Source organism: Rugamonas aquatica, from assembly GCF_009380215.1.
GTDB lineage: Bacteria > Pseudomonadota > Gammaproteobacteria > Burkholderiales > Burkholderiaceae_D > Rugamonas > Rugamonas aquatica_B.
Genome location: NZ_WHUG01000001.1, coordinates 263,089 through 280,972, shown reverse-complemented (window position 1 = coordinate 280,972; position 17,884 = coordinate 263,089). Strand labels below are relative to the sequence as shown.

The window sequence follows — 17,884 nt, the reverse complement described above, 5'->3', positions numbered from 1 at the left end:
CTCAGGCTCCCGATTGCGCCACGCGGCGTGCCTTGCTTATGGTGTAGTGCAGGCTGGACGGCTGCAACACAGCGTCAAAATTGACCGGTTCATGCGCCGAACTGACCACCAGCAGCGCCGTAATGGCGAAGTTGAGGCGGTTGATCGCATCGGCGCGCAATTCGAGCGAAGCCTGCACATTGCGCAGGCGCGGCTCATGGCGCGCGATGGCTTTTTCAAGGCATCGGCAAATAAAAGCACGGTCGTCGGTGCTCGACAGCGACAAGCCGGCAAAGTCATTCAAGCCGTATGTCACGATCGAGCGTCCGCATTCGGGATACCGCTTCAGCAGCTCTTCCGGGATCACAGTGCGCGTGTTGAGCAGCGCTTCCAGATCGCGCGCGACCGAGTCCTTCAAGTCCTCGATCGACAAACGCGATACCGTGCCGCTGGAGGCGCCATTGACCGGCATATCCATCAGCCGGTCGAATAGTCCCGGCGTAAAACCCTTCATCGGTATCCCATCAAACAGTCAGTCGATTACGCGGTTTTGTTAGCCGACAGATCCCAGCCGCCCGAGGTGTTACCGCCCGAACCACCGCCAACTTTTTGTTGGGTGTACTTCCACTTCACTTTCGAATACTTGATCGCCACGTCTTCAGTCAGGATGTTGCCCTGTTTGACGGTTGGTGCAACGCTGGAGATCAGAACATTTTCCAGTTCGATTTCGAAGTACTTGATACGCTCGCCATTGCCGTCGGCGCGCAGGAATTCCAGCTTGGCCTTAGGGATGGTTTTACCCGACGAGCAGGTTTGCAGCAGCAGAGGAGTAGCCAGGTCAGCCAGCTTCGAGACAACGATATCTTTGTGCTCGGTGCGCTCGGCAGTGTGGCCGCCGCCGGTCGATGCGGTAGCCGACTTAGGCTGCAGCACTTCCCATTGAACGGTCGATACCTCGATCCAGTCCTTGTGGGTAGCATCGGCGGATTCGCCTTTGATACCGTCGATTTGCAGATAGACGTCGATTGCCATTGTGATTCCTTTCAGTTGTTAAAGTAAGTACTGCTTAGTTCTTGGTCGATGCAGGGAGCTCCGCGACCAAACGGAGTGAAACGGACAGCTCGTCGAGCTGGAAGTGCGGACGCAGGAACGACACGGCGCGGTACACGCCCGGACGGCCCGGCACTTCGGATACTTGGACCGACGCTTCGCGCAGCGGGAACTGGGCTTTCTGTTCCTGGCTGGCGTTATCGTCCAGCAGCACGTACTGGGTCAGCCAGCGGTTCAGGAAGTCTTCCACGTTCGACGCGGCGGCGAAGCTACCGATTTTGTCGCGCATCATCGCCTTCATGTAGTGGGCGATGCGCGAGACGGCGAAGATGTATTGCAGCTGCGCCGACAGCACGGCGTTGGCGTTGGCGGCGTCGTTGTTGTACTTGCGCGCCTTCTGCGCCGATTGCGCGCCGAAGAAGGCGGCGTAGTCGGTGTTCTTGCAGTGGACCAGCGAAATGAAACCGAGGTCGCTCAGTTCTTTTTCGCGGCGGTCGGTGATGGCGATTTCGGTCGGGCACTTGAGCGCGACTTCGCCTTCGTCGGTCTTGAAGGTGTGGGTCGGCAGGTCTTCCACCAGGCCGCCGCCTTCCACGCCGCGGATCGCCGCGCACCAGCCGTAGTCCTCGAAGGCTGCGGTCAGCTTGGTGCCGAAGGCGTAGGCCGCGTTACACCACAGGTATTTCTGGTGGTCGGTGCCGTCGACATCTTCGACGAAGTTGAAGCCTTCGGTGGTGGCGCCATCGGCCGGGTTGAACGGCAGGCGGCCCAGGAAGCGCGGCAGCGTCAGGCCGACGTAGCGCGAGTCTTCCGATTCGCGGAACGACTTCCACTTCGCGTATTCGACGGTGTCGAACACCTTCGACAGGTCGCGCGGCTTACCCAGGTCGCTGTAGCTCTCCAGGCCGAACAGCTCCGGCGACGCGGCCGAGATGAACGGCGCGTGCGCGGCGGCTGCCACGTGCGACATCTGCTCGATGAAGTACATGTCTTCCGGCTGGCGGGTGATCTCGTAATCGCCCAGCAGCGCGCCGAACGGCGCACCGCCGAAGGTGCCGAATTCTTCTTCGTAGACCTTCTTGAACATGGTGCTCTGGTCGAATTCCAGCGCGGACTGGAAGTCCTTGACCAATTCCTTCTTGGTCGCGTTGAGCATCTTGATCTTCAGGTTCTGGCCAGTGGCGCTGTTGCGCACCAGGTAGTTCAAGCCGGTCCAGCTGCTTTCCAGTTTCTGGAATTCCGGCGCGTGCATCACGGCCGACAACTGCGCCGAGATCATGCGGTCCAGTTCAGCGACGCGGGCGTCGATGGTGGCGGCCAGGTTGTCGGAAACGACCACGGTGCCGTCCATCACCTGGTTCACCAGTTCGGAAATCAAATCCTTGGCGCGCGCATGTTCAGCGCTGGATTTGGCGACCTTGCTCTGCTCGACGATCTGGTCAAGCAAGGCCAATTCGGTAGTGGCGGCGGGCGCGCCGCCTGGAGTCAGTTGAGCGGACATGATCAGGCTTTCGTGGTTTGCTGGCCCAGTTCGGCCAATTTCTCGGTGCTGTTCAAGACGTCGTTGAGGATGTCTTCCAGCTTGTCGTTGCCGGCCAGTTTGTTACGCAGGTCGGCCAGCTTGGTGCGCGCTTCGAGCAGCTTGCGCAGCGGCTCCACCTGCTGCACCACGGCTTCGGGACGGAAGTCGTCCATCGATTTGAATTTCAGATCGACCGCGAACTGGCCGCCTTCGTCGCTCAGTTCATTGGCGACGCGGTAGGCTGCGCGTGGCTCCACGCCTTTCAGGACTTCGTCGAAGTTATCGCGGTCGATGCCGACGAAGCTGCGATCCTTCAGGCGCTTTTGCTCGACTTCCGAATTGCCGCCGAAGTCGCCGACCACGCCCATCACGAAAGGCAGCTCCTTGTTTTCAATGGCGTCGCCGATTTCGACGTCATAGGTCATCTGGACCCGCGGTGGGCGAATTTTCTGCAGTTTTTTCTGGACACTGGTATTTTTTGACATGGGATTCCCCTATCGTTGGGTTAAATACGGTTTGCTTACTTCAGGGCGTTGAATGGATTCGCGCTCGAATCGTCGTCGGCCTTGGCCTTGCCTTTTTTGGTCTTGGCGGCGGTGGCGTTGTTACGCGCCGGCACGACGGCTTGCGCAGGCTGCGGCGGCACCAGCACGGTCTCGCCCAGGCTTTCGCGCAGCAGCTTGGCCAGATCCTGCGATTCGGTGCGCAGCGATCCGGACAGATTGTTCTGGCGGCTCAGGTCCGACAGCGCGCGCGTCGACAGGCGCAGGCCGCTGATGGCGATGATGCTGTTGGCCAGGCGGTCGTTAGGATCACGCACCAGGATTTCCTGCGCACTGACGATGGCGTCGCCGTATTGGCCGGCTTCGTAGCGGGTCTGCGCGATATTCGTCCATGGCGCCTTGTCCGCCGGGTAGGCGACCGCGGCCTCTTTCCACAGCGTGATGGCTTGTTCCTTCTGGCCGGAGCCGCTGACCTGGCTGGCCTTGGCCATCATATCTTCCATGCTGGGCATGGCTGGTTTCTGGGCGATAGGCGCGGTCACGCAGGCGCTGAGCGATGCGGCGCAGACAGCGGCGCCAATGAAACGGCCGATGCGGCCGAGGGAGATAACGGTATTCATGCTGTCCTCAAACTAAATATCAAAAAAGAATGCTTAATCACTAATTGTTTCCAACAGGCGCCACGTTATCAGAAATTTATTATTGACCGCGTTCAATTGAATTTTTTGTGTGCGAGGGGAACTTTTTGGTACTCCAGAGGTCTTGTTGCCTATTTTTTAAGCGCGCGCACGATAGAAACCAAGCGGGCGCGGCAATTGCGCAAGGAATGTTATTGTTCTGCTACTTAACAAATGGCATCAATGCGCCACACTCACAAGGACGCACGCATGAGCAGCAAAATTTTATGGGGTGAAGGCTTGTTCCTGCGCCCGCAGCACTTCCAGCAGCAGGACCAGTACCACGAGCAGCGGCTGCATCACAGCATGCAGGCGCTGCATCCCTACGCCTGGGGCGTGAACCAGATCCAGATCGACCGCGACGCGCTGGCCAACAACACGCTGCGCGTGCTGGAACTGTCGCTGCGCTTCCAGGACGGTGAGCTGTACAGCGCCCCCGGCGACGATGAACTGCCGGACACCGTGGACCTGAGCCAGATGCTGCAATCGCAGCAGAGCGTGACGTTCTACGCCGCCCTGCCCGCGTTCAAGCCGTTCGGCGGCAATTTCGGCGACGGCGCCAGCGGCGCCAATGGCAATGCGGTGCGCTTCCTGCAATCGAACCGCGACACGCCGGACCTGTACACGCAGGCGGCATCGGCGCAGCTGAGCTATCTGAAGAAAACCGTGCGCCTCGTATCGGAATTCGAACCGCGCGATTCGTACACCCACTTCCCGCTGCTGCGCCTGCGCCGCGCGGCCACCGGCGGCTTCGAACTGGATGCAACCTTCGTCGCGCCCAGCCTGTCGATCCGCAGCTCGCCGCTGCTGTTCCTGCAGCTGCGCCGCCTGATCGACGCGCTGCAGGCCAAGGTCAGCGCGCTGTACGGCCACCACCGCGAGCCGAGCAAACACGTGATCGAATTCCGCTCCGGCGACATGTCGTCCTTCTGGCTGCTGCACACCGCCAGTTCGGCCTTCGCCTCGCTGTCGCACTACTTCCACCATCCGGCGCTGCACCCGGAACGGCTGTACGAACAGCTGCTGTCGCTGGCCGGCGCCTTGATGACCTTCTCGAAAAGCTGGACCCTGGCCGACCTGCCGCCTTACCAGCACAACGATCCCGGCCCGGCCTTCGCCACGCTGCACCAGATCATCCGCGAGCTGCTCGACACCGTGATCTCGTCCAAGTACTTCGCCATCGCGCTCAAGGAAGTCAAGCCTTCGTACCACCACGGCATGCTGGACTCGCAGAAGATCGACGACAAGACCACCTTCTACATCGCCGTCTCGGCCGATCTGCCGGCCAGCGAGTTGGTGGACATCGTGCCGCTGCGCTTCAAGATCGGCGCGCCGGACGACGTCGAAAAATTCGTGCTGTCGGCCATGCCGGGTGTGCGCCTGTCGCACTCGCCGCAGGTGCCGGCCGCCGTGCCGGTGCGCCCGGACGCCTGCTACTTCGCGCTTGAAGCCAAGGGCCAGATGTATGAGCGCATGCTGCAAGCCCAATCGATTTCCATCTACGTCCCCGGCGGCATCCACGACCTGAAGCTGGACCTGGTGGCCGTTACTTCCTGAACTGAGGACCAACCATGAATACCGTTACCGCACCTTCCCTGATGGGCGCTGGCGCCCCGCCCAGCGCCGCCAGCGCACCGCAAACGCTGCTCGATCTGATGTACGACGGCTTCTACGCCCTGTTCATGCTCAAGAACGGCAACGGCCCGCAGGACGACGGCGAGTTCGCCCGCAAGATGGCGGCCTTCCTCGACGATTTCGGTCGCGGCGCCAAGAAGCAGAACGCCTCGCCGGACGATGTCGACAACGCGAAATATGCGTTCTGCGCCGCCGTGGACGAGATCATCCTGCGTTCCAACTTCAGCATCCGCGACGCGTGGGAACGCCGCCCGCTGCAACTGGTGCTGTTCGGCGACCAGCTGGCCGGCGAGAATTTCTACAACCGCCTGGAGAACCTGCGCGCGCGCGGCAGCGCCCACCTGCAGGCGCTGGAGGTGTTCCATATGTGCTTGCTGCTCGGCTTCCAGGGCAAGTACATCCTCGAAGGCTCGGAGAAACTGAACTACCTGACCTCGCGCCTGGGCGACGAGATCGCCCACATGAAGGGCAAGCGCGGCGGCTTCGCGCCGCACGCCGAGCGGCCGGACCAGATCAAGCACAAGCTGCGCAGCGACCTGCCGGTGTGGGTGCTGTGCTCCGTGTTCGGCTTGATCTGCGTGCTGGGCTACATCGGCCTGCGCACCTCGCTGGACCACAATGCCGAGAGCCGCATGAACGCGTATAACGACGTGGTCAAACTGGCCCCGCGCGCCGCCAACCTGACAATCACGCTACCGTAATGGATCTGCCGTCACTACTTCCCTCGGCGCTTGGCCTGTTCGGCACGGGCCTGAGCCAGCACGCCCGCCTGCTCACGCTGGCCAGCGCGCAGGACTCGGGCTTGCCCGAATCGCTGATGGCCGAACACTTCAGCGGCCGCGAAGGCGTCAATGAACTGTATGCGTTCGATGTCGACGCGCTGAGCGTATCGACCGATCTGGATCTGACGATCTTCATCGGCGAAGAACTGACGGTAACGCTGCTGCAACCGGACGGCAGCCAGCGCGCCTGGCACGGCATCTGCACCGAAGCCGCGTGGCTGGGCGCAGATGGCGGCGTGGCGCGCTACCGCCTGCACCTGGAACCCGCACTGTCGCTGCTGCGGCTGCGCCGGGACAGTTATATTTTTCAGGACAAGAATGCGCAGGACATCGTCACCGAACTGCTGGCCGATTATCCGCAACTGCGTTTCGAATTCGATGTCACGCAAACGCTGGAGCCGCGCGCCATCTGCACGCAGTATCGCGAGAGCGACCTGGAATTCTTCACGCGCCTGCTAGCCTCCGAAGGCCTGAGCTGGCGTTTCGAGCATGACCAGGCGGAGGATGAAAGCAAAGACGGTCAGGCCAAGCACAAGCTGGTCATCTTCGACAGCAAGGCGCGCGCACCGGATACGCCGGGCAACGCCGAAATCCGCTTCCACGGCGTGCGCGCCACCGACACCGACGACGCCATCGACCACTTCTCCGCGCGGCGCCAGGTGCAGGCCAACGCCATCAGCATCAGCAGCTGGGATCCGGCGCAGTTGCTGGCGCCGTCGGCCGAGCAGGCATCCAGCCTGGATGCGGGCGAACTGCCGGTGCTGGCCGTGTACGACGGCAGCGGTGAACGCATCGCCAGCGGCGCAGATAACGGCGTGGCCGCCGATCCACACAGCCAGTTGATGCTGCAGGCGCTGGAGCTGGACAACAAAATCTTCGAAGGCAAAGGCGCCGTGCGCCGCCTGGCCGCGGGCCACGGTTTCCAGCTGACGCAGCACGAGCGCTATGCCGATGGCGACAACCGCTTCCTGGTGCTGTGGGTGCGCCACGAGGCGCGCAACAACATCCAGGCGCAGATCAAGACGCTGGCCTCTCTGGTTGGCGGCGGCATCGAGAACGGCACATACCGCAACAGCTTCGGCTGCGTGCGCGACAGCGTGGCCGTGGTGCCGCGCGCTACCGCCGCGCCGCACGCCAGCACGGCACTGGGGCCGCAGACTGCGGTGGTTGTCGGCCTGGCCGGCGCGGTTGCCACGACCGACCGCGATCACCAGATCAAGATCCAGTTCAGCTGGCAGCGCGGACAAGGCGCCAACGCCGGCGGCATGGGCCACAACACCGACAGCAAGGGCAACGCGCCCGGCGATGAAACCTCCAGCACCTGGGTGCGGGTGGCGGAAGCGCTGGCCGGCCCGAACTGGGGCTCGCAATTCACGCCGCGCATCGGCACCGAGGTGCTGGTCGACTTCATCGACGGCGACATGGACCGGCCCATGGTGGTGGCGCAACTCTACACCGGCGCGGATATGCCGCCGTTCTCGGCTGGCGTGGACTCGGGTGCGAATCATGCGGGCACGCTGTCGGGCATCCACAGCCACAATTTCGACGGCGGCGGCTACAACCAGTGGCAGCTGGACGATACGCCGGGCCAGGTGCGTACGCGGCTTGCCACCAGCAGCGCCGCCACGCAGCTGAACCTGGGCTACCTGGTCCAGCAATCGCCAGGCGCGGCGCAGCGCGGCGCCTATCGCGGCAGCGGCTTCGAACTGCGCACCGATGCCTGGGCCACCGTGCGTGGCGCAGAAGGCGTGCTGCTGACCACCAGCGCGCGCACTGCGCAAGGCAGCAGCGTCAACTCGACACAGATGGATGCGGCCGAGGCGCTGGCTTCATTGAAGGCGTCGAAGGAACTGGCGGATAAGCTCAGTGAAGCGGCCACGCAGCAGCAGGCCTTGTCCAGCAAGCCCGCCGCCGACGCGCACAAGGATTTCATCTCGCAGCTCGATCCAAAGGAAAAAGGCAAGCACGCGGGCGCCGTCAACGGCCAGCAGGCCGCCAAGGCCAAGGATGGCGCGCGCGATCTCGATGCGGCCAAGCCGGTTGAGAAATTCGGCGCCCCGCTGGTGCTGATGGATGCGCCGTCCAGCATCAACTGGGCCACACCGGCATCGACCGTGCTGTTCGCCGGCCAGCAGCTGCATTGGGTGACGCAGGGTGATGTGCACATGACAGCCGGGTACACGGTATCGTCGGTGGCGGCCAACGCGGCGAGCTTTTTCTCGCACGCGGGCGGCATCCAGGCGATTGCCGGCAATGGGCCGGTATCGCTGCAGGCACACACCGACCAGTTGGAGATCCTGGCAGACAAGTCGATCACCGTCATCTCGGTCAACGACAGCATCGAGATCAAGGCCAATCAAAAGATCGTGCTGCAGGCAGGCCAGTCGTCGATTACCTTGGAAGGCGGAGACATTACGTTCGCCTGCCCTGGTAACTTCACCGTTAAAGGCGGGAAGCATGTCTTCGAAGCTGCCGCCAATGTAACGGCTGTTTCAGCAGCACTACCGGACTCCCAGCTAAAATTATTCGATCAAGGGTTTATCGTGAAAGATGAAACCACGGGGCTGCCACTTCCCAACCAGCGCTATCGTATCAAGCTGGCCGACGGCACCTACGAGGAAGGGGTAACTGACGCTGAGGGCTTTACTCACGTCGTTGCGACCACATCGCAACAGGCGCTGTCGCTAGAGATTGCACGGGGCTGATAGATGACCAAATGGAAAACAATCGCCAGCAGCACAACTACTCCAAAAGAGAACAAGACGCGCGCGCCCGCCAGTGTGGCAGCATCGCCTTGTTCCGCTGCCACGATCACGGTCGAGACCTTTGCACTGCAACCAGTCCCTCGCACACGCACCACGGTGGGTGTTGGCGAGAAAATCAAGTTGACGTATAGCCTCGGCAATGCCACATGGACAGTATCGAACGGGATCTTGTCTTCCCCCAATGGTCAAACCGTCACCTTCGAAGCGCCCGATCGGGCGGCTTCCGTGATCGTCAAGGCCACAGGAGGCGGCTGCACCTGTACTGTAACTTTTACTGTCATCGAACCGGCCAGCGTGAAAATGGAACGTGCCCCGGGCACGGGTATATTCCATGCCAATGGCATTCCATCGGTCGGCATTAAAGCGGAGATCTTCCTCGAACCGGATACAGTGTCATTTGAATTCATCGAGATTTCGGAGGATGATTGTCCTGGCGTGGTGACGGGCTACTTTGTTGGCACCACATTGGATGGCATACGGCATGCCGCACACGGTGCAGGTACATGGGTGCGGGTCGGTCCGCTGGTTGCAGGCAAAGGATCGAAGATTATCGGCAGGGACACTGCCTCATCAGGCCATTGCAATTTCGGTACTCCGTATTCGAATGGCACATTCGATTGGGCGATTCCCTGGAAATTCCGCGTCCGCAGCGGGGCCGATAAAGTCTTCGCTACGGTACATCAGCGCTTTACCATTAATGCCGCCGGGGATATGACGGTCAGCAAAGCGGGAGCAACCGGCGCGGCCCAACTTAACGACCCGAATTCTACCTACTAAGAAGGCAAGCAATATGCGCTATGCTGTAATAATAGCAGCGGCTTTGGGCTTCGCAGGTCCGTCTTTGGCCCATGGAGGCCAGACACGTCAGGCTCCAAATCATCACTCTCAGGTGGAGAAAAATATGTCGCAGCAGTATGACAAAGCAACCCAGCAATTAGAGATTTTCAGAACCACCCACGATGTCGAGGCACTCTCGTCGGCCATCTCGTTAGCGAGTGCGCTGCCCGATTTTGTAACCCCGTCGCCGCTGACCAGCCAGCCCCAAGTCAAAGATAAATTGGCGCTGCTGCTTGCCATATTCGGCGCATTGGATGCGGAGATAGCTCCTGATTTTGATCCGGATGAGGTTCCTGAACTGACCGTGGAGCCGCCACCGGAATCAGGGCTGCCCGCCGGCGTTGCTCCTTCCAGTATCAAAGATCCCAAAGTGCGCAAGGCCTATGAAGAGTCATTGGCAGCAAACAGCCTGAAGAATCAACGATATCGTTACCAGTACGCCTTAAGGCAAGAAGATTTGCGCGCAGAGGCAGAAATCGAAAAAATCATTGCCCCCCCTGGTATGCCGGAAACGGCAAATTCCATCATTTTGAAAGACAGACTTGCGCACGCAAAGTTGCAACCTCATCGGCTGGCAAAGCTGCAAGCGCTGCTGATAAGGTAGCGGCTTGCTACGCAAAGCGATGTCGACTCCAGTCAGCAGGTCATGTGGCGACGGCGAGGCTGAAGTCCCCCCTTATGCAAAAACCTCCATTTCAATTGAGCACGCGGCAGGAAGTCCAGGTCACGCTGCTCTACTATTTTGCGTCGCTTGACTATCTCAAGGGATTGCAGCAACGCTTGCACGCACTGGCGGCGCCTGGCACATCGAATAAATGGTGCGGCAACGGCTGGCAGTTTCTGGCCGACTTTGAACTGTCCGTCGCCAGCGATATTGTGAAACGGGCATATCAGACCTATTCGATCACCGGCGCCTATCAGTGCGGGCGTGGCATGGCTGAAATGTCGCTCGGTTTAGCGCCGGAGGAGCAGAGCGAGTTTGACCGCCGCTTTGAGGAACTATCCGCCTATGCTGGGAACATCGACGATACGATGAATCAAACGCAACAAGCAGGCCGTTGGGACGATTTCAGCCTGGCGCGCGAATGCCAGAAATTTCCCGAGGCCTTGGCACAAGCGCCTGCATTGCAGCTGCGCGCAGACATCACAGGAGGAACCGGCATGGTGCCGGCCCGCACAGGAGTCTATTTACCGATAGACGACCCACATGGCACGCCCCAGTTTTGCTGGATCGGTAAGCCTGCTGGCCCACTTTTAGAATGCAGCACCTTCAACGATTTGGGATTGGATGCTTGGGCGGCAGTTGGCCCCATCGATCTTTGGGTCAACGACGACAGCATGCATGCCTTCGTGCAGGACCATTTAAACGATCCGCGCCTGACCCGTGATCCGTTCTTCGCCTATAGTGCGACAAAAGCCGAATTGGCGCCGAGCCTGGTCGCGCGTAACGCCTTTACCTCCCGCCCATGCGATTGGATATTCGTGGAGCAGATTCAGGGCGAACTGTGCGGCATCCAGCCATGATCTTATACATGATTCGAGTGGTGCTTTTTGCTGTGCTATCCATGACCATGGTTCCGTCGCAAGCTGCGCTCAAGCTCTTGACCGAAGAGCTCACCACCGGCACAGAGGAAGTTCGCGAGAATATAGTACTTCTGCTGGAAAAGCTTGGTTCGGAAATGGACACACCCTCGCCGGACAAGTTTCAAATTATCCGCAACCACGCAATTATTCGGGCGCTGGCTGTAAACGGGTTTGCCAAAGACGATGCCGCCGCAGACCGTGCAGCGGCAATTTTGCTCAGCCGCTGTAAGCCAACAGATCTGGCGGCATTTAATGACGTCTACGCAGCTTCGCTACAGCAAATGAAAGGCGATTACTTGAATATCGCCGCCAAAGCAAAGACACGGGAGGCGCGACCATTTGTCGAAAAAATGGCTCTGCAGCCTAAGTGGCGCGACGAACCGGAACGACGCGCGGCTATCCGGATAGTTCAAGCAGCCTTGGGCAATACTGAAATTGAAGAGGAGTTCATCAATGCCGCCACTGAAGCCGAGAAGTCCGCACCGCCCGCGCCACCTAACCGCTTCTACAACGTGGGGACAGCCAAAGACGGTACCGAATTAGCGAAGCAGTTGGAACCACTTGGCCTGATCGGCACACGGCGCAGCCTTTTACATGTATGTAGCTACCTTCGTTCATCGCTAAAAAGCTATGTTCGCGATGTAAGCGAGAAATCGGTACGATATGCTGCGCTAGATGCCCTGCTTTACAATTTTCCTGACGAGCGGGTATTGAATGACCCGAGAGATCTTGCCGGCTGGAGCGCTGCCGAACAGTTCTGCATCAATAAGCTCGGCGCGGTATTCGAGGGGCCGACTCCTGACATTCCGCCAGATCAGCCCTACCCTACCCGGATCCTCCCGCTACCAGCGCGCAAATAACCCTGAGTCATCTCGCAACATGACGGAAGGACGCACGGCATCGTCGGAATTTGATATGAAATCCTTATTTACATCGGCCCTGATGATCGGGCTTACGGCTGGCGCACTACTTCTGGAAGGCTGCTCCATGGAAGACCATACCCCCAGCGTATCGGACAAGCTGTCCGCACTACGTGAAGTGGTCAATGTTCAAATACCGGCGACCTCGGCCCGCTGGGAGATTTTTGGCACGCCGGAATACAAGGGCGGCGTGCCCGGCCCTACCGACTTCACCACCCTGATCGCCGAGTTACAACCTGCCGACGGCGCCTGGTTCGCATCGCAGAAGGAAACCGCCGGCACCTCCTTGATCGCTCCAGAAGCCGCGCGCCCATGGCTGAGCGATCCGTTTCGCCGCTTGCTGGCGGAACATAAGAATACGACGGCGGATCTGTCCGGCCTGCGTGACTGCCGCCGCTACGCCACGACATTGAAACAGTCCGGCAGCCCGGTGCAGGGGTTCGTTTGTGGCGGAGGCAGCCGCTTGCTGCTGTATATCACCTTGTCCTCGCCGCAGTGAAAGGGCGCCGGGGCCAGGACCACGTCTTGAGTATTGAGATGACAGAGAAATTTAACCCTCAAGAAATTTTTCTTATTGAACGCTATATCTCCGTCGCATATTTTGGACAACTGCGCGATGTGTGGGGAGAAATGATCAGGCACATAGAAAAATGCCTTGACAACTACATGGCTCGATTGTCCTTGGAGTATCGAAATCGGCCATTGCCAGAGCAACCTGATGTCGTATGGGGGGAGCGTGTTTTGCCGAACTTTCGCAATACGTTTCAAGAGCTTAGCGATGGATATATTTTATTGTCCAGCGGTAGTCTCAACGGCCTAAACTATTGTCACGGCCCGATGAACGACTTTAAAGGGCAACAAGAATTCTGGTCCGGGTGGATGAACTCTGATGATGACACACGCTATCGAAAACTGCTGATTACGGCAACCAACATGTCAGGAAATATCGCGGCCACCGTGGGAGCTCACTGGGAGTTGTTTGAACTTGAGAGGGACTATATGGAGGCGCTGCGAGGACCACTTGATTTGCCGGAACATTGGCCCGCCTATCAAGTTGACCAAACCATGACTGTTCTGACTGGTGATAAGCCTACTATTGCCGGTATCTATGTGCCTGACGTCGAGAACAGTTGCGCAGAATATATAAGCGTTGAATTTTCTGAGGCGCCCGCTTGTCGCGCTTGGGTACGTAGTGAAAACTTGATCGACGACACGACGGGGAAACAATATGGAACATCTGAGATTTTTGAAGATCGGCTGTGCAGATGGACTCTCGTCAAACGAATGAGCGAAGCATCGGCCACAAAGACGTGAACGCACTGACGATATCGTCTGTTTTTTGGAAAGCGGAAAAATGAAAGTCATGTTTTTAGCAAGAATTTCTTTTCTTCTCGCAACATGTCAAATGCACTATGCGTCTGTGGCCGCCGACTTTGGCGAGAAAGACATTGGTTCATTGTCTGTTGCCGCGGCGAATATAGGGGCGCAGCACGTGCCAAATAATGAAATTATAGATTTATATAAAAATTCAGAGCTAGAAGACATCCCCGCTACGGTTTCCATCACAGCAGCTCAGAAAAAATACATATTGGATTTATTTAATTCCATGCTTGATATTATTGACAAGAAGAGAGATTTGAAAGAAAACGATGCTATTTTCGGAAAAGGGGATTTTTTCTGGCCCAAGGATCCTAAGAAGCCCATCAAGGCCAGGATCTCCTATGATGTCGGCAATTTCAAGTTTCGCTCTATTTCCATAGGATTCAGCCGCGTCAATTCATCATCTCCCTGGAATAGCGCAGGCATTTCTGTTCACCCTAGAAATTTTCCTCTTGGCTTTTTTGAAATGAAAATTTCGAGATCTTTTTTTGAAAGATTTTTATTGGAAAAGGCTATTACAGAGAAACGTCAGCACGAAGCTTTGGAAATTGTGAACGTTTTTTGGTATACGGGACAAGAAAATGGCCGGAAGTTCAGGTTACAGTTTGAGGCAAGCCCGACCGTCTCAAGCATCAAAGATGGATATCCCCGTAGTTTCCATAATGCGGTCATATATTTAGAAGAAAACTAATCGCAACTTAGCCCGGTGCGCACTTGATATTCGACGCTTCATCGCCGATCATCTTGCACGCGCCTCGCACAGACTAATTTTCCAAAGAAATAAAAATTGAAATCCCGTACAAAGCACTATCTATGCCTTTTCGTTGCATTCTTTTTCGCAACTTACGTCAACTCTTCTGCGGCGGGCGTTGATACCCTGTGCGCGGGACTTCCTGCCAAGAAAAACACCGTACTGTTGAATGAGAATGGCAGTCAAATTGATCGTGTCTATTTTGACGCTGGGGACATTCCATTTTCACAGATGAAAAATGAATTTATTTTCTCAAAGGAAAAATATCATTTAATTCTGACTCCGAAAACTCGGACTATCGAGAACGATTGCTCGATGAGTGTGTGTGTTAAGGTAACACAAGTCACCTCGAAGTGTGGCAACGCCAACGAGTACGATTTATCTTTCGGTATCAGCCCGAAAAAATCAGGTCCGGGGCTACTCAAGACTGAATTTGAGTTAAAAATCAGTGACAACGCTGGACCGGATTCTGATCGCCAGGGTTTCTCATTCGAAGAAACAATAACCGGGTCATTCGCTATTCCCTGGCTCGTGCCGGTGAGGTCATCTGGGCTCGCGATCGCAGCGCTCTCGCTATTTCAGCCCACCACCGCTGAGGTTGAAGTCTCCCTTAAAAATACTGGCGCTATTGATTATAAATTCGGAAGTTGGACCGGAGAATCTAAGCAAAATAAAGACTATGAACTAATTCCCGGAAACTGCAAGAATATTTCGCTAGCCCCAAATGCAAGCTGTTCAGTAAAGATACGGAAATTGACTGCTGCCATGCCGGATACGGTAGTCCTTGAGTGGTGGAATACATTTGAAGGAGAAGATGTAAATGTTCGACTTCAGTTCGAAAAGATTAATACTAGCAAGATAGGTACTAATGTCTATAATTTGGAGTGAACATAATCATGCGACCACAATGACAAGCTTCTGCTCTCGCCCGCCAACACAATCCTTAGTCCATGAAAAAAATACTGCTCTGCCTGCCGTTGTTCGTCAGCGCCGCACTTCCGCCAGCCTACGCGCAAAGCCCGGCCAAGCCCGTCAGCGGGCACAAATGTACAAGCAGCCCGTGCGGAAATACCGCAACAGGAGAAGACCCTCAGGAACAGAGAATCCGCGAGGGGGAGCTCGTTTTGGACAAAATCCGTAACGGCGACGACGACCAGTTACGTTGGACATCGATACGCCTGTATTCTGATTCGTCGAACCCGAAGCACTTATCAATGCCCGTGGTGAAAGCAGCTGGATTGGAAATGCGCCTCAATCCAAAACTCGGCCATCTCAGCTTCAGCAAGCAAGGTAGACAACAGGTGTTTTCGATCGCGTCTCCACTTGGCAGCAAGAATTCAATATGCCCGCAGTACGTGATCGATGTTGTCGAGGCGTCGGCCGCGCACGCGCTCTTGCGCATGGCGTGCCTGAAAACAGAGACAGCTCCTGGCCGCTACCATATGGGGATCGAATACTATTTATATGATTTCGAGACGGCCACCATGCGCGAAATCTGGCGTGCCGCAGTCCAGGACAAAAATGCCCACATGCCTGATGCAAAGCCTAAACCTACCCTGAAGATTATTTCGAATGGATATCGCTTTGACTGGAAGGGTGTGCAGCCATCTGACAGTCCGCCATCAATCACTACCCTACACAACAGCTACACGCGCAGCACCGATAAGTCGGGCGTCAAAGGGCTGCTCTGTACCAATCTCAGCGCCCCAAAGGGAGAGGGCGTGGAAGACGACATGTGCGAAGGCGGCATCTTGCCGTTAGTGGTTAAAAATAACTAAAGCCTTATGCAACAACCTCCATTTCAATTGAGCACGCGGCAGGGAGTCCAGACCACCTGCTCTACTACCAACCTACCCGACGGAACTACGTTCCGATGAAATCAATGAAAATACAAACAGCGGTCGCATACTGCACCCTGGCCCTCGCGCTGGCGTTGGCGCCCGCCGCTCACGCCGACGTCGCGTCCAGCCAGCAAGGCCTGCATCAATGGCCCGTCCTGAAAGGCAAGCTGCTCATGGTCGCCGGCACGGTCAGCGACGTCTTGCGCTACAAGCGCAGCATGACCTTCTATTTCGAAGCCAAGCCCGGCGCCGACTGGATACACGTGCCCATCGTGAAATCCCAGGACGATCAGCAGGACACCTGGTTCAACGTCTCCCACGGCGAAACAACGATGGTGGACGGCTTCGTGGCCGCGCGCGGCGGTGACGTCTATCTGATCGAAGCGGCCGTCAGCGAATCGCCGGCCGGCATCAAAGCCAACTGGTACAAGCTGACCACCGACGATCCTGCCTATCCCGATGGTCCGTTCTACCTGCTCAAGCCGGTCGGCCAAAAATTCTACGCCAACAGCAAGGACTTGACGGTGGAATCGGTGTTGAAGAAAGAGGCTGCCGTCAAGCCCGAAAGCCGGGTGAAACGATGAAACGAGCTATCCCGACTATCGTGCTGCTGTCCGCCCTGGCCGCTAATGCCGCCACTCAGATCGACAGCGCCGGCGAGCTGTCCAAACCCAACGCCTGCACGGCTTCAAACAAGGCCGCCTTGCGCGCCCAACTGTCCAAATCGCCGGCTGCAGACGAGGTCTGGCGCTTGACCGAGTTGCTGCTATGCGGCGCCAGAACACCGGCCAACTCAGCGTATCTGCGCAGCCATATGCCGGCCAAAATCACCGTCAGCAACAGCGACACCGGCAGCGAGGACCAGACTTCAACCGTCAAGGTAGACGCCCAACTCATCGATACCTTGCTCGGCGCAGGCGAGGCCCGGGATGCCGAGCTCCGTGATGAAGGCAACGACATCGTGCTCCAGTACTGGCCCAACGAAGCCTGCGTCAATGGCCGCACGCTGCGCTACACCAAGGGCAAATGGCGCATCGTCGCCATCAGCGACGCTTGCGACTGATGCGCCACAGGCCGATTACTTGGCCACAGCTTCCGGCATCGCCGACGAGTGGTGGTTCAGGATCTTCCAGGCGCCATCGACCTTCTTGTACACATAGGTGTAACGCGCCTGCACCTGCTGCGGCTTGCCGTCCTTGTTCAGCTTGAAGGTGTAGACGCCCGTGTCCAGCGCCGCATCCGCGCCCAGCAGGCGGATCTGGCGATAGTTGATGGTGCCGGCCGGCTGCATCTTCAGGAACTTCACGAAGTAGTCCTTGATGCCCGCCGGCGTGGAGCGCACCTCGTTCGACACGGTCGGCTCCAGCACGCCATCCGGCGCGTACAGACGCGTCACCTGCTCGGCATCGCCGGAGGCCAGCGCGGCGTTCCAGCGGTCGAACAGACCGGCGATCTCGGCCTCGCGGGCATTGGCCGGCGCGGCCGCCACTTCCACATAAACTTTCGGTGCCTGCGCCGTGTCGGCTTGCGCCAGACTGCTAGCCGCCAGGGCCAGGGTGATGAGGATACGTTTCATAATCAGCTCCAGTGAAGTATCAGGCGAGCGCGGTATTGGCCGCCGATGAAACCAGTATCACGCCGCCGCCAACACAAAAAAT

The 17,884-nt window shown here is 57.8% G+C and carries 20 protein-coding genes; 14 read left to right on the top strand and 6 right to left on the bottom strand.

Going from position 1 to position 17,884, the window contains the following annotated elements; translation table 11 throughout:
• Position 1: 1 nt before the first annotated feature.
• The 5 genes from tssE to GEV02_RS01280 are packed head-to-tail and all read right to left on the bottom strand — an operon-like array spanning position 2 to position 3,674.
• Positions 2-493, bottom strand: coding sequence for a type VI secretion system baseplate subunit TssE (gene tssE, locus GEV02_RS01300; RefSeq protein ID WP_008449052.1), 492 nt, complete (start codon positions 491-493; stop codon positions 2-4).
• Positions 494-519: 26 nt separating this feature from the next.
• Complete coding sequence (locus tag GEV02_RS01295; RefSeq protein WP_008449053.1) at positions 520-1,011, bottom strand: Hcp family type VI secretion system effector; 492 nt, start codon at positions 1,009-1,011, stop codon at positions 520-522.
• Positions 1,012-1,045: 34 nt separating this feature from the next.
• Positions 1,046-2,530, bottom strand: coding sequence for a type VI secretion system contractile sheath large subunit (gene tssC / locus GEV02_RS01290; protein ID WP_152836145.1), 1,485 nt, complete (start codon positions 2,528-2,530; stop codon positions 1,046-1,048).
• 2 nt (positions 2,531-2,532) lie between these two features.
• On the bottom strand, positions 2,533-3,036 hold the full coding sequence (gene tssB / locus GEV02_RS01285) for a type VI secretion system contractile sheath small subunit (protein WP_008449055.1): 504 nt from the start codon (positions 3,034-3,036) through the stop codon (positions 2,533-2,535).
• A gap of 35 nt (positions 3,037-3,071) precedes the next feature.
• Entirely contained in the window at positions 3,072-3,674 is a 603-nt protein-coding gene (locus GEV02_RS01280) for a tetratricopeptide repeat protein (RefSeq protein WP_152836144.1), read from the bottom strand.
• A 267-nt stretch (positions 3,675-3,941) separates the two neighbouring features.
• On the opposite strand from GEV02_RS01280, the gene tssK reads away from it, so the two are divergent.
• From tssK to GEV02_RS01210, 14 genes are all read left to right on the top strand, one after another.
• Entirely contained in the window at positions 3,942-5,288 is a 1,347-nt protein-coding gene (gene tssK / locus GEV02_RS01275) for a type VI secretion system baseplate subunit TssK (RefSeq protein ID WP_152836143.1), read from the top strand.
• A 14-nt stretch (positions 5,289-5,302) separates the two neighbouring features.
• Positions 5,303-6,067 (top strand): type IVB secretion system protein IcmH/DotU, encoded by a 765-nt coding sequence (gene icmH, locus GEV02_RS01270; RefSeq protein WP_152836142.1) that lies wholly within the window; start codon positions 5,303-5,305, stop codon positions 6,065-6,067.
• On the top strand, positions 6,067-8,853 hold the full coding sequence (locus tag GEV02_RS01265) for a type VI secretion system Vgr family protein (protein ID WP_152836141.1): 2,787 nt from the start codon (positions 6,067-6,069) through the stop codon (positions 8,851-8,853). The genes icmH and GEV02_RS01265 overlap by 1 nt, the downstream gene beginning before the upstream one ends.
• 3 nt (positions 8,854-8,856) lie before the next feature.
• On the top strand, positions 8,857-9,690 hold the full coding sequence (locus tag GEV02_RS01260) for a hypothetical protein (protein ID WP_152836140.1): 834 nt from the start codon (positions 8,857-8,859) through the stop codon (positions 9,688-9,690).
• A 124-nt stretch (positions 9,691-9,814) separates the two neighbouring features.
• Positions 9,815-10,354, top strand: a complete 540-nt coding sequence (locus GEV02_RS01255) for a hypothetical protein (protein WP_152836139.1) — start codon at positions 9,815-9,817, stop codon at positions 10,352-10,354.
• A gap of 74 nt (positions 10,355-10,428) precedes the next feature.
• The gene (locus tag GEV02_RS01250) at positions 10,429-11,274 is read left to right on the top strand and encodes a hypothetical protein (protein WP_152836138.1); all 846 of its coding nucleotides are present in this window, start codon (positions 10,429-10,431) and stop codon (positions 11,272-11,274) included.
• On the top strand, positions 11,271-12,194 hold the full coding sequence (locus tag GEV02_RS01245; protein WP_152836137.1) for a hypothetical protein: 924 nt from the start codon (positions 11,271-11,273) through the stop codon (positions 12,192-12,194). Before GEV02_RS01250 ends, GEV02_RS01245 begins: the two co-directional genes overlap by 4 nt.
• Positions 12,195-12,321: 127 nt before the next feature.
• Complete coding sequence (locus tag GEV02_RS01240) at positions 12,322-12,753, top strand: hypothetical protein (RefSeq protein WP_152836136.1); 432 nt, start codon at positions 12,322-12,324, stop codon at positions 12,751-12,753.
• A 26-nt stretch (positions 12,754-12,779) separates the two neighbouring features.
• On the top strand, positions 12,780-13,568 hold the full coding sequence (locus tag GEV02_RS01235) for a hypothetical protein (RefSeq protein WP_152836135.1): 789 nt from the start codon (positions 12,780-12,782) through the stop codon (positions 13,566-13,568).
• Between the two features lie 40 nt (positions 13,569-13,608).
• Positions 13,609-14,325 carry a hypothetical protein gene (locus GEV02_RS01230; RefSeq protein ID WP_152836134.1) on the top strand — a complete coding sequence of 239 codons (717 nt, stop codon included), beginning with the start codon at positions 13,609-13,611 and terminating at the stop codon, positions 14,323-14,325.
• Between the two features lie 96 nt (positions 14,326-14,421).
• Positions 14,422-15,273 (top strand): hypothetical protein, encoded by an 852-nt coding sequence (locus GEV02_RS01225; protein ID WP_152836133.1) that lies wholly within the window; start codon positions 14,422-14,424, stop codon positions 15,271-15,273.
• A gap of 62 nt (positions 15,274-15,335) precedes the next feature.
• Positions 15,336-16,163 carry a hypothetical protein gene (locus GEV02_RS01220; protein WP_152836132.1) on the top strand — a complete coding sequence of 276 codons (828 nt, stop codon included), beginning with the start codon at positions 15,336-15,338 and terminating at the stop codon, positions 16,161-16,163.
• A 104-nt stretch (positions 16,164-16,267) separates the two neighbouring features.
• Complete coding sequence (locus tag GEV02_RS01215) at positions 16,268-16,810, top strand: hypothetical protein (RefSeq protein WP_152836131.1); 543 nt, start codon at positions 16,268-16,270, stop codon at positions 16,808-16,810.
• The gene (locus GEV02_RS01210; protein ID WP_152836130.1) at positions 16,807-17,289 is read left to right on the top strand and encodes a hypothetical protein; all 483 of its coding nucleotides are present in this window, start codon (positions 16,807-16,809) and stop codon (positions 17,287-17,289) included. Before GEV02_RS01215 ends, GEV02_RS01210 begins: the two co-directional genes overlap by 4 nt.
• 15 nt (positions 17,290-17,304) lie before the next feature.
• On the opposite strand, the gene GEV02_RS01205 is transcribed toward GEV02_RS01210, so the two are convergent.
• The gene (locus tag GEV02_RS01205; RefSeq protein WP_152836129.1) at positions 17,305-17,802 is read right to left on the bottom strand and encodes an SgcJ/EcaC family oxidoreductase; all 498 of its coding nucleotides are present in this window, start codon (positions 17,800-17,802) and stop codon (positions 17,305-17,307) included.
• Between the last annotated feature and the right edge of the window lie 82 nt (positions 17,803-17,884).

What these genes read in the sequence shown, in the direction of transcription:
- tssE (WP_008449052.1), bottom strand. Translation starts at nt 493, where the DNA reads ATGAAGGGTTTTACGCCGGGACTATTCGACCGGCTGATGGATATGCCG.
- GEV02_RS01295 (WP_008449053.1), bottom strand. Translation starts at nt 1,011, where the DNA reads ATGGCAATCGACGTCTATCTGCAAATCGACGGTATCAAAGGCGAATCC.
- tssC (WP_152836145.1), bottom strand. Translation starts at nt 2,530, where the DNA reads ATGTCCGCTCAACTGACTCCAGGCGGCGCGCCCGCCGCCACTACCGAA.
- tssB (WP_008449055.1), bottom strand. Translation starts at nt 3,036, where the DNA reads ATGTCAAAAAATACCAGTGTCCAGAAAAAACTGCAGAAAATTCGCCCA.
- GEV02_RS01280 (WP_152836144.1), bottom strand. Translation starts at nt 3,674, where the DNA reads ATGAATACCGTTATCTCCCTCGGCCGCATCGGCCGTTTCATTGGCGCC.
- tssK (WP_152836143.1), top strand. Translation starts at nt 3,942, where the DNA reads ATGAGCAGCAAAATTTTATGGGGTGAAGGCTTGTTCCTGCGCCCGCAG.
- icmH (WP_152836142.1), top strand. Translation starts at nt 5,303, where the DNA reads ATGAATACCGTTACCGCACCTTCCCTGATGGGCGCTGGCGCCCCGCCC.
- GEV02_RS01265 (WP_152836141.1), top strand. Translation starts at nt 6,067, where the DNA reads ATGGATCTGCCGTCACTACTTCCCTCGGCGCTTGGCCTGTTCGGCACG.
- GEV02_RS01260 (WP_152836140.1), top strand. Translation starts at nt 8,857, where the DNA reads ATGACCAAATGGAAAACAATCGCCAGCAGCACAACTACTCCAAAAGAG.
- GEV02_RS01255 (WP_152836139.1), top strand. Translation starts at nt 9,815, where the DNA reads ATGTCGCAGCAGTATGACAAAGCAACCCAGCAATTAGAGATTTTCAGA.
- GEV02_RS01250 (WP_152836138.1), top strand. Translation starts at nt 10,429, where the DNA reads ATGCAAAAACCTCCATTTCAATTGAGCACGCGGCAGGAAGTCCAGGTC.
- GEV02_RS01245 (WP_152836137.1), top strand. Translation starts at nt 11,271, where the DNA reads ATGATCTTATACATGATTCGAGTGGTGCTTTTTGCTGTGCTATCCATG.
- GEV02_RS01240 (WP_152836136.1), top strand. Translation starts at nt 12,322, where the DNA reads ATGGAAGACCATACCCCCAGCGTATCGGACAAGCTGTCCGCACTACGT.
- GEV02_RS01230 (WP_152836134.1), top strand. Translation starts at nt 13,609, where the DNA reads ATGAAAGTCATGTTTTTAGCAAGAATTTCTTTTCTTCTCGCAACATGT.
- GEV02_RS01220 (WP_152836132.1), top strand. Translation starts at nt 15,336, where the DNA reads ATGAAAAAAATACTGCTCTGCCTGCCGTTGTTCGTCAGCGCCGCACTT.
- GEV02_RS01215 (WP_152836131.1), top strand. Translation starts at nt 16,268, where the DNA reads ATGAAAATACAAACAGCGGTCGCATACTGCACCCTGGCCCTCGCGCTG.
- GEV02_RS01210 (WP_152836130.1), top strand. Translation starts at nt 16,807, where the DNA reads ATGAAACGAGCTATCCCGACTATCGTGCTGCTGTCCGCCCTGGCCGCT.
- GEV02_RS01205 (WP_152836129.1), bottom strand. Translation starts at nt 17,802, where the DNA reads ATGAAACGTATCCTCATCACCCTGGCCCTGGCGGCTAGCAGTCTGGCG.